The following is an 8,658-nucleotide window of genomic DNA, read 5'->3' on the forward strand; positions in this document are numbered from 1 at the left end:
TCGCCGTTAGAACCCTGGAGCAAATACACAAATGGAAAAGATCGAAATCTCCGGCCATGTCAGCCTGGATTCTGGCACGGGCCAGTTGACGCAGCGTACATCGATGCGTCCGCCCGGTGTACTGCACGTGGCACTTGGCCGGCTACCCCGGTCGGCGTGGACAGGTCAGTCGCCGGAGCTGGCCCGGGCATGGCTTCAATGTCCACGCGTAAGAGCGATGACCATGCGACACGCCTTCGCGTATAGCTGCGACGCGGACGATCTGATGATGAACATGTGGCTCATTCTCACGGAAAAGCTGCTCGCCAACCTCGACGAGCCCGCAAACGTGTACTCCCTCGTGTTTGCGACGGCGGAGAACTGTGCTCGCACCTTGCGCAACGCGCAGCGGGAAGTATTATTGGACGACGGTGATGATGAGGACCACTCAGATGCGGTAAGCCGCATCCCGGACGAGGCCACGATCGCCTCACCCGCGACGGGCAATCATGTCGAGATCAGCCTCGATCAGGAAAGCGCAAAGCGCGCGCTGGCCGAAAAAATCAAACGATTGGGCTGGCCTCAGGCGATTCCTCGCAGTGATTCCCGTTATCGTCGCGCCGGACGACCACTTGGTTCGAGAAATAAAATTGACCCGTATAATTCGCGAAAATCCTCAGGCGATTCCACCATGAAAACGCAACTGTCCCCCTACCTGACTACCGAGAAACCCCGCTTCATTGACGAAGCGCACTCGATTGAAATCGAGCGGGAGATGGCCGACGCGAAGACTTCCCCAGATCCGGCCGTTCGGGAGCTCCAACCGACCGCCCGCGAATTGCTGGAGATTCGCCTCGAGCTCGGCATGACGAACCGAAGTTTCGCACAGGCCCTCGAGGCGTCGACGGCCGTGGTGTCCGCGCTGCTCTCCGGCAACGTATATCGGCACGAACAGGCGCAGGGTCTGCTCGCGCGTGCGCAGGCCCTTCGCGCCCAGTTACTCAAAAAGCGGGATACTGCCTTTCTGATCACGAATGACATGCAAACGATCGTTCAGAATTGGCGCAAGCGCCTGCGACTCAAGTCATCGCCCGAAAAGGCGGCTCGAGAGATTGCGGTCCTGTGCACTGCGAATATGCCCGAAGGCCAGGCCGTTAGTGAGTCGACGATGTACCGCTGGTGGCAGCAGAATCGCAAACCGGTTGACCTGGAAACGCTGGTCTCAATCCACCGGGTTGTGCTGCAGCTTGAGAAGCAGGGCACAAGCTCAGGTAAGGCGCGCGGCGGCTAAGATCGGCGCCGCCGGCGCTCATCGTTGTCATGCGCCGCCACGCGGCGCGTCGCGCAGGATCTGATAGCACACACCGACGACCAGCACGCCATCTATCACACCTTGCCTGATGGCCTCGTCCATATCTTCAAAGGTATAGGAAAGCTTCGAGCGCGTGGCCATGTAGGCTTTCACGTCGGCCGTGCGGCACATTACCTTGTTACCCGGGCTATCATCATCGGCGGCAAGTTCGCGGTGCACGAGCTCCCCTTTCGATATTCCCGTCCACAGCATCGAACGGACCGCTTTCGACAGGGTGCGTGGCGACAAGGATTGCTTGCCAGACGTCGGCGCCGGCGCAGGATCGGCAGAAGCGGGGGCTGAATTCTCGCCATCCTGCGTTACATTTTCTTCATTATCAACTGGCGCCGATGGCGACTCAGATGAATCCGGTACTGGGTCAGCCCCGGGGCTTGACTCGCCGCTATCCGGTTCGTCCCACGGTGTTTCCTCGTCGTCCCAAGGCGTTCCGCCGTCACCGCTGTCAGAATTCGCTTCCGAATTGACCTCCCCGTCGGCCGGCGCCGAGGGCGCCGTTGACTCTTTCGCACGCCGAATCGCCTCCTGCGCCTGAAGAGCGGCGCCAAGCGGGTCGAACCCACCGGGCATTTCCTCGCCTGCATCCCCTACGGGTGTCGAGTCAGTAACTTCAGGCTGAAGTTCGGCACCGAGCGCAAGATCCGCGATAGTGGTGCGATCGGCGCCTCCCGCCTTGCGAACGCCGCCCATGCCCAGCCTCGACTTGCCGATCACGGGCACCTTGTCGAAATCCGCTAACTGGCCAAGCGCAGGGAAAAGGGTGTCAGCCCTGATGACAATGACCGAGCCCAACCGGAACGCCGGCGCGCCCCGCTCTTCTCCGCTTTTAGGCACCTTGCGCTCGCGGTCTGCCCAGTAGCTTTTCGCCGCGAAAAACTGGACGTTATAGAGTGCCGTCGAGGGACTGCGTTCGCGATCCGTGTACAGCACGCCACGATCATTGAAAAGCATCAACACCTTTTTCGAGACCGCGGATACGTCGTTCCTGAGTTCCTGAATGGTGTTGGTGACACGCGCTTCAGCGCTGACAGCGTCAATGAAATCCTTCTCGACGAGGTAGACAAGATTCGCGCCACTAGCCGGGTCGCGATACTTGAAGCCGATGTTCCCGGAGCCCGTTCGACCGTTGATCGTGCCAACGCGCGTCAGAACGGATTCGACCGCCTTCCAGAGATCCTTGCCTTCAATTGTTTCAACAAACTGGCTCTCGCCGCCCAGCTCGCCTTTTGCCGCCGCAGCATTCAGGCCCGCTTCGCGCTTGGACGAGAGAACATCCGCTCGGATCAGCAGCTCAAGCATCGCGTGATTGCGATCGGACAGGACCTCGAACCCATCGAGAGTGGGCATGTCCTGGGGATGGTGGTAATGCCCAACTACAAGCGATAGCGTATCGCGGTCATCGTCAGGCAGATCCCAGAATTCCGGCATCCGCGCGAGTATGCGCGAGCCCGTCAGATCATGGTCACGACGACAACCGATCAGCGCACCACTGTCATCGTACTCGTAGCATTCGATCTTCCCGATATCGTGCGCAAGTCCCACCAGAGCAATCAGCGGGTCGTCACCGTCGAACTGATACGCTGGTTCCTTGAGCTTTAACGTGATCTTGAAGTCAGGCAGCTTGATTGTGCCGTTGTAGTTGTGCGACGGAGCCAGCTTCACCATGTACCAGCAAACCAGCAGGCTATGAACGAGCAGATTGCGACCGCCGTGGCCTCCTGGAACGTGGGTCGCTGGCAGGGCACGGTGTTGTGCCATGACCCGCTCCAGCGCGTACATGAGCCTGCTGTGCTCCGGTGCACGCGCGTCGAAATGCGCGTGCCACTGGGTCAAGAATCCGGTTGAACCGTCTTCGCGAATCTCGCGGACTGCCGCGACGTCATGCTCTGAAAGCGACTTGTCGTCGCGCGGCAACTCGCCGAGATGAATCGGTATGGGTCCGATCGTAATGCTGACACCGCGCTCGATCCTTCCTTTCAGCGCTTTTTGCACCTGGCGTCTGTCGAACCAGATCGAATACGTGGTGACCGCCGAGCCTGCGGCAATACCGGTTGCAACGGAAACGATGACTGCGAGAGAATATTCCCAGCCCATCGTCGCGCCGTGCAACACCATATCTCTCAAGCTCCAGCCGGCGTGCCACAACGTCAGCAGACACCACCAGAAGATCGAGACAAACGCGGTAGCCTTGATGATGGGCTGTTGACGCGATATCACGGCTTATCCATCCAGTAGAAGTACTTGCACTCGGGGAAATGAGTACAACCGGCATATGGGCGGTTACTCGCGCGCGCGGAGCGGAGTGTGAGCGTGCCTTTCTGGCAACCCGGACACGTTGATCCGATAGGTCCACCGGTTACTTTCGCCGGCGTCGACGATGCGGGTTTTTCCGCGACGGCGACGGTTCCGGACTTCGCCAACGTCTCGGTGGCTCCTGTCGGAGGTTTTGGCCGAGCCGGCGGCAAGGTCAGCCGTTCGACCTCAGAACGGGTTGCTTTTCCCGCGACGTCGGCCGTTCTGACGCCCGGCTTGCCGTTATCGTCGGGCAACGTCGCCTTGCACATCGGGTAGGCCGTACAACCCCAGAAGGGGCCGTTTGCGCCTTTTCGTTGCATGAGCGCTTTGCCGCACTTTGGGCACGGAAATGTGACCCCCTTCGCTGCCGCGGTCACTTTCCCCAGTGCCTCACGGGATGTCCGTGCCTCGCCCGGCCGCCCGTCAGCATCCGGAAGAGTCGTCTTGCACTTGGGGTAACCGCTGCAGCCCCAGAAAGCCCCATTCTGGGTTGTGCGCCTGATCATGGGCTTGCGGCAAGTCGGACAAGCGAAGGTCTCGCCGGTTGGTGAAGTCGAAGTAGGCGCGGCCTGCTGCGCGCCGGGTTTGCCATCGACGTCCTGACGGGTTGCCGAACACGCTGGGAAGCCTGTGCATCCCCAGAAATGGCCCCTGTTTCCCTTTGCCTCGCGCCGCATCATCGGCTTGCCGCATGCTTCACACGTTGCGGCGGGCGGTACCTGTAGACTACGGTTAACGATATCGACCGTCAGGCGTTTGATTCCATCGAGAAATTCCGACCCCTTCGCCTGCCCCTCCTCGATACGCTTCAGGTGCGCCTCCCAATCTCCCGTGAGCTCTGGCGAAAGCAGCACTTTGGCATCAAGCCGTGTGAGCAGCGCCTTCAGCTCGAAGGCCTTTGCTGTGGGAACGAGGTTGCGCTGCTCTCTCGTCATGTACTGCTCCTCGAGCAGTTTCTCGATCGTCGCCGCACGCGTGGCCGGAGTGCCCAGCCCTTTCTTGGCCATCGCTTCGCGCAGCGCATCGTCAGCTACGTCCTTTCCTGCATGCTCCATGGCGGAGAGTAGCGTTGCCTCGTTGAACCGAGGTGGCGCCTTTGTTTCTCCCTTGCTGATTTTCATGGACTCGGTCTTGCCTCGCTCACCTGCGCCCAGTGCTGGTAGCTTGGCCTCCGCGTCGCCGTCGGTACCCTTCTTGGCCTTCTTCGCAGGGGCGTCCCCATACACGGCTTGCCATCCCTGTGCGACAAGCACTTTGCCGCGTGCGACGAATCGGTCATCGCCAATCCACGCTGTACGCAGCGTCACTGCGAATTCCGCATCTGGATGAAAGACGGCGAGCAGTCGCCTTGCAACCAGATCGTAGATTTTCGCCTCGTCTGCCGACAAACCCTGTGGATTGGATCCAGTGGGAACGATGGCAAAGTGGTCGGAGATCTTGCTGTTATCAAAGACCTTTTTTGTCGGCCTGATCCACCCGTTATCGAGCACCCGTCGCGCAGCTTCTGCATATCCTTGCGTCGCAAGGGCCTCAACGGTCCGGGTTACGGTCGGCACATAGTCTTCCGGTAACGCCTGCGAATCCGTGCGAGGATAGGTCAGAACCTTGTGGGTCTGATAGAGGGCCTGCGCGATCTTCAGCGTGTTGTTTGCAGAGAGGCCAAAACGTTGGTTCGCTTCGCGTTGCAACGTTGTCAGGTCGAAGAGCACGGGTGCGCCCGAGCGGCTTGGCGTTGTGTGTTCTTCGATTCGATCCGGATTGCGTCCGGTGCAGCGGGAGAGAATCGCGTCCGCCTTTCCCCGTTCCCACAACCTCTCTGCCGGCGCGCCAGGCTTAACCAATTCTGCAGGGCAGTGCCACGTTGCGTCATACGCTCCGGCCGCAAGCGTGAAACGCGCCCGAACCTCGAAGTATTCTTGTGCCACAAAAGCGCGGATCGCTTCTTCACGCGCCACGACGATCATGAGGGTCGGCGTCTGAACCCTGCCAGCAGTGGTTTGCTCGCCGCGTATACGCGAACAACTGCGGGTGACATTGATCCCAACGATCCAGTCGCTCTCATTGCGCTTTCGGGCAGCGTCGGCGAGTGGCCGCATCTGCGCGTCACTGCGCAGGTTTTTGCTGGCCTGGAGAATAGCTCCAGGCGTCATTGACTGAAGCCACATCCGCTTTAGCGTTTTGGATGTGCGAGCGTATTCCACAATCAGCCGGAATATCTCCTCTCCTTCGCGACCAGCGTCACACGCATTGATCACCGTGTCGACATCCGGTCGCTTCATCAGCGTAATCAGCTTGTTCAACTGGTTCTGCGCCTTATCCCGGACCTCGAACGCAAAGCGTTCCGGAATGACCGGGAGCAGGCTCGCAATTTCGGGTGGCGCAGTCAGCCCCAGAAGGTGCCCGACCGCATTGGAGATCACCAGGGAGTCGTTTTCCCAATGGTCCCCGACAACCCGTACATTGAGCGCCTTGGCGATGTCCTTCGCGACCGACGGCTTCTCCGCGATGATCAGGGATTTCATGGCTTACTCCCCAAGAATCATCTTCCGGTCTTCTGGATTATCACGGCACATTTGCTGGTGTTCTGCGGAAAGGGTCGCCCACAGAGGATGGCTTTCGAGGTCTAGCGTCGCTACGTCAACTTCGCGTGTTGCTGGCGTCACTCCAGTGGTCGTTGACGCTTCTGACGCAGTGGAAGTCGGCGCCGCGGGAGTTTGCTTCGCGGGGCGTCCTGCGCGCTTCGCACCGCGCTTGAAGCGCTGATGCATCTCGATCATCCAGGATGGGTATTTGTCTACGGGACCCCCGATATAAACGATGTCGATCGCAGTCGGCAGTGATGGTTCCATGATCTGAATGAACGGAACGCGGCGCACCTTAGGCTTACCGTCGACCAGTTCACCTTCGATCTCGACAGGCTTTACCCGGTATTTGCCCTCGGCATAGATCATGTCGCCGGGCTTGATGTACGAAGCAACTGTCTCGGCGAGCTTCCCATAGTATTTGACGGGAATCACGTTTTCCTCCTCGGTGTCCTGTCGCAAAAGAATAGTACAGGCACCAGACTGCACGACCTCACCGCCCGGATCCACTTCCGTCTTGCGAACGCTGATGCCCACCACCATGCCTGCAATCTTCACCTGATTACACGCATTGCTCGCGCGGTAGCCGCTACCGTAGGGGCGGAAGTCTTTGTCCTCAGGCGCGCGTTCTGGAACGACCTTCTCAAACGCGCTTTTGTTCGGTAGCTCGAGGACGTTCGGCCGTTCAAACGAACGGGCGTACACGCGAAGGCCCGGCTCTCCGCTCTCTTCCTTGTGAGATTGAACCTGGCAGATCATCTTTACCGCCTCACGCACCTTGAACGGTCTCGGTAGCCGGATTCCGGGTGGCACCGTCACGGGAACGAGCAGATTCAGGTTATTCGTCAGCTGAATCCAGATCGTTGCTCCCTCAATCGAATGAATGTGACCCGTGAGGTAGACAACGTTCTTGAAGCCCCGGTAGTACTGGTGTTTTGCAGGTACTGACCGCGCGGCAACAGACAGTAACGTGATGGACTTTTCGGTCATGGAAAGCTCCCATTTGAGGAACTCCCATCCTAGTTTAAAATCTCCGCAGGAAATAATTTTGGCCACGCTGCGAAAAATTTGCCGATGATTTCGGCATTTGGCCTGCTAGAGCCTACCAGGCGGAACCTGCAACAGATTTTAGAAAGCAATTGTGAGATTTTCATAAATTGAGTATATAAGTGGTCGACCTCATAAGTGATCGACCTCAACTTTTACTTTCGTCCCTAGGACATAAACATGGATCACCCCTACCTCGAGAAGCAGCGTCAACTTATCGTCCAGGTCAAGACGATGATGGCTCGCCATAACATTGATGCCCGAAGACTCTCGGAGATTCTTGGACTGTCCTACTCGCACGTGGTAGGTATTCTTGCTGGAGACCGATGGCTGGGAGGAGGAGACAAAAGCAATGTAGAAAAGTTTGCCAAGTTCCTTGGAGTGCCAGTCCTGACAATCCTGGTCTGGTGCAATTACATCACTGCGCAAGACTGCGTGGTCTCTCACGGCGTAAAGGAATCTCTAGCCTTAGCGCTTAGAAAGCTGGAACTCGATCCGTCTGCAAACGTTCTTGTGCCCAGCCCTGATGACTGGAACGAAACACCCGAAAGCGTTCAATTGGCCTTCGTGATGATGTACGAACTGTACGCGAAGCGGACTCTGCTCGAGCACGCACACATGGAGCTGCCGGAGACCGCTTTTAATAAACCGATCCCGAAGCCCTAATAACTGCGTGTTCATTGCCCGTCGCGCGAAACCACGGCCGCCCGCTAGTCGTATGACCGAACACTAGAGGCGGCCCGCTGTATTCCGCAAACAGACACTAGACGGGGCGACCCGTTGCAAGACCGTTTCAGTGCCGGCCGCGCAGACGGCGCAGAGACAGAGGTCTGGCTGAATTCATCCCATCAGTTGATTGACAAGGTCTTTCATCCTGATTCGGGTCTGCTCTATCGCTCATACGTGTAAAAGCTGTGGATGTAAATGCTTCGAATTGAAAGCATTGCGTTCATGTCGCCAACACTGAAGCCGCCTTCTCCATCCCAGCCGACCAAGACACTACGGGAGCTGCTTGCCTACAACGTACGGGCTTGTCGCGTCGCAGCGGGTGTCTCACAGGAACAGCTTGGTTTCGCTGCAAACCTCGACCGCACATTTATCAGTCAGGTGGAGCGAGCTCGGATCAATGTCTCGATCGACAACATAGAGAAGATCGCAATCGCGCTGGACGTCGACGCGGCCACGCTGCTCCAGCGCCCTGAGGCCATTTCGCGAGCTCGCAAAGTGTCGGAACACGGTTAGTCGCAGTGTGCTATTGGACTGCGGCGTGCTCCAGAATGATGTGTCAGTATGGTTGCGTAGGCAACCAGTGCTCGCAGACGGTGACGAAGCGGGGAGCCATTGACAAGGGTGAGGTCGGAGGTGATGCTGACCGGAATTCGCACC

At 58.4% G+C, this 8,658-nt stretch carries 6 protein-coding genes; 3 read left to right on the top strand and 3 right to left on the bottom strand.

Annotated features, from left to right (window positions below; translation table 11 throughout):
• Nucleotides 1–31: 31 nt before the first annotated feature.
• The gene (locus tag FH08_RS0109390) at nucleotides 32–1,270 is read left to right on the top strand and encodes a hypothetical protein (protein WP_031358077.1); all 1,239 of its coding nucleotides are present in this window, start codon (nucleotides 32–34) and stop codon (nucleotides 1,268–1,270) included.
• A 27-nt stretch (nucleotides 1,271–1,297) separates the two neighbouring features.
• On the opposite strand, the gene FH08_RS0109395 is transcribed toward FH08_RS0109390, so the two are convergent.
• Genes FH08_RS0109395 through FH08_RS0109405 form a run of 3 tightly spaced genes read right to left on the bottom strand, consistent with a single transcriptional unit; the run spans nucleotide 1,298 to nucleotide 7,215 of the window.
• Entirely contained in the window at nucleotides 1,298–3,565 is a 2,268-nt protein-coding gene (locus tag FH08_RS0109395) for a hypothetical protein (RefSeq protein WP_031358078.1), read from the bottom strand.
• Entirely contained in the window at nucleotides 3,562–6,165 is a 2,604-nt protein-coding gene (locus tag FH08_RS0109400) for a DNA topoisomerase (RefSeq protein ID WP_051888010.1), read from the bottom strand. The genes FH08_RS0109395 and FH08_RS0109400 overlap by 4 nt, the downstream gene beginning before the upstream one ends.
• A 3-nt stretch (nucleotides 6,166–6,168) precedes the next feature.
• The gene (locus FH08_RS0109405) at nucleotides 6,169–7,215 is read right to left on the bottom strand and encodes a single-stranded DNA-binding protein (protein ID WP_031358080.1); all 1,047 of its coding nucleotides are present in this window, start codon (nucleotides 7,213–7,215) and stop codon (nucleotides 6,169–6,171) included.
• Between the two features lie 237 nt (nucleotides 7,216–7,452).
• Between FH08_RS0109405 and FH08_RS0109410 the strand changes: the two genes are divergently transcribed.
• The gene (locus tag FH08_RS0109410) at nucleotides 7,453–7,938 is read left to right on the top strand and encodes a helix-turn-helix domain-containing protein (RefSeq protein WP_031358081.1); all 486 of its coding nucleotides are present in this window, start codon (nucleotides 7,453–7,455) and stop codon (nucleotides 7,936–7,938) included.
• A gap of 258 nt (nucleotides 7,939–8,196) precedes the next feature.
• Nucleotides 8,197–8,514, top strand: a complete 318-nt coding sequence (locus FH08_RS0109415; RefSeq protein ID WP_235210312.1) for a helix-turn-helix domain-containing protein — start codon at nucleotides 8,197–8,199, stop codon at nucleotides 8,512–8,514.
• The last annotated feature ends 144 nt before the right edge of the window (nucleotides 8,515–8,658 follow it).

It is taken from the genome of Caballeronia sordidicola (assembly GCF_000729995.1).
Taxonomy (GTDB): domain Bacteria; phylum Pseudomonadota; class Gammaproteobacteria; order Burkholderiales; family Burkholderiaceae; genus Caballeronia; species Caballeronia sordidicola_A.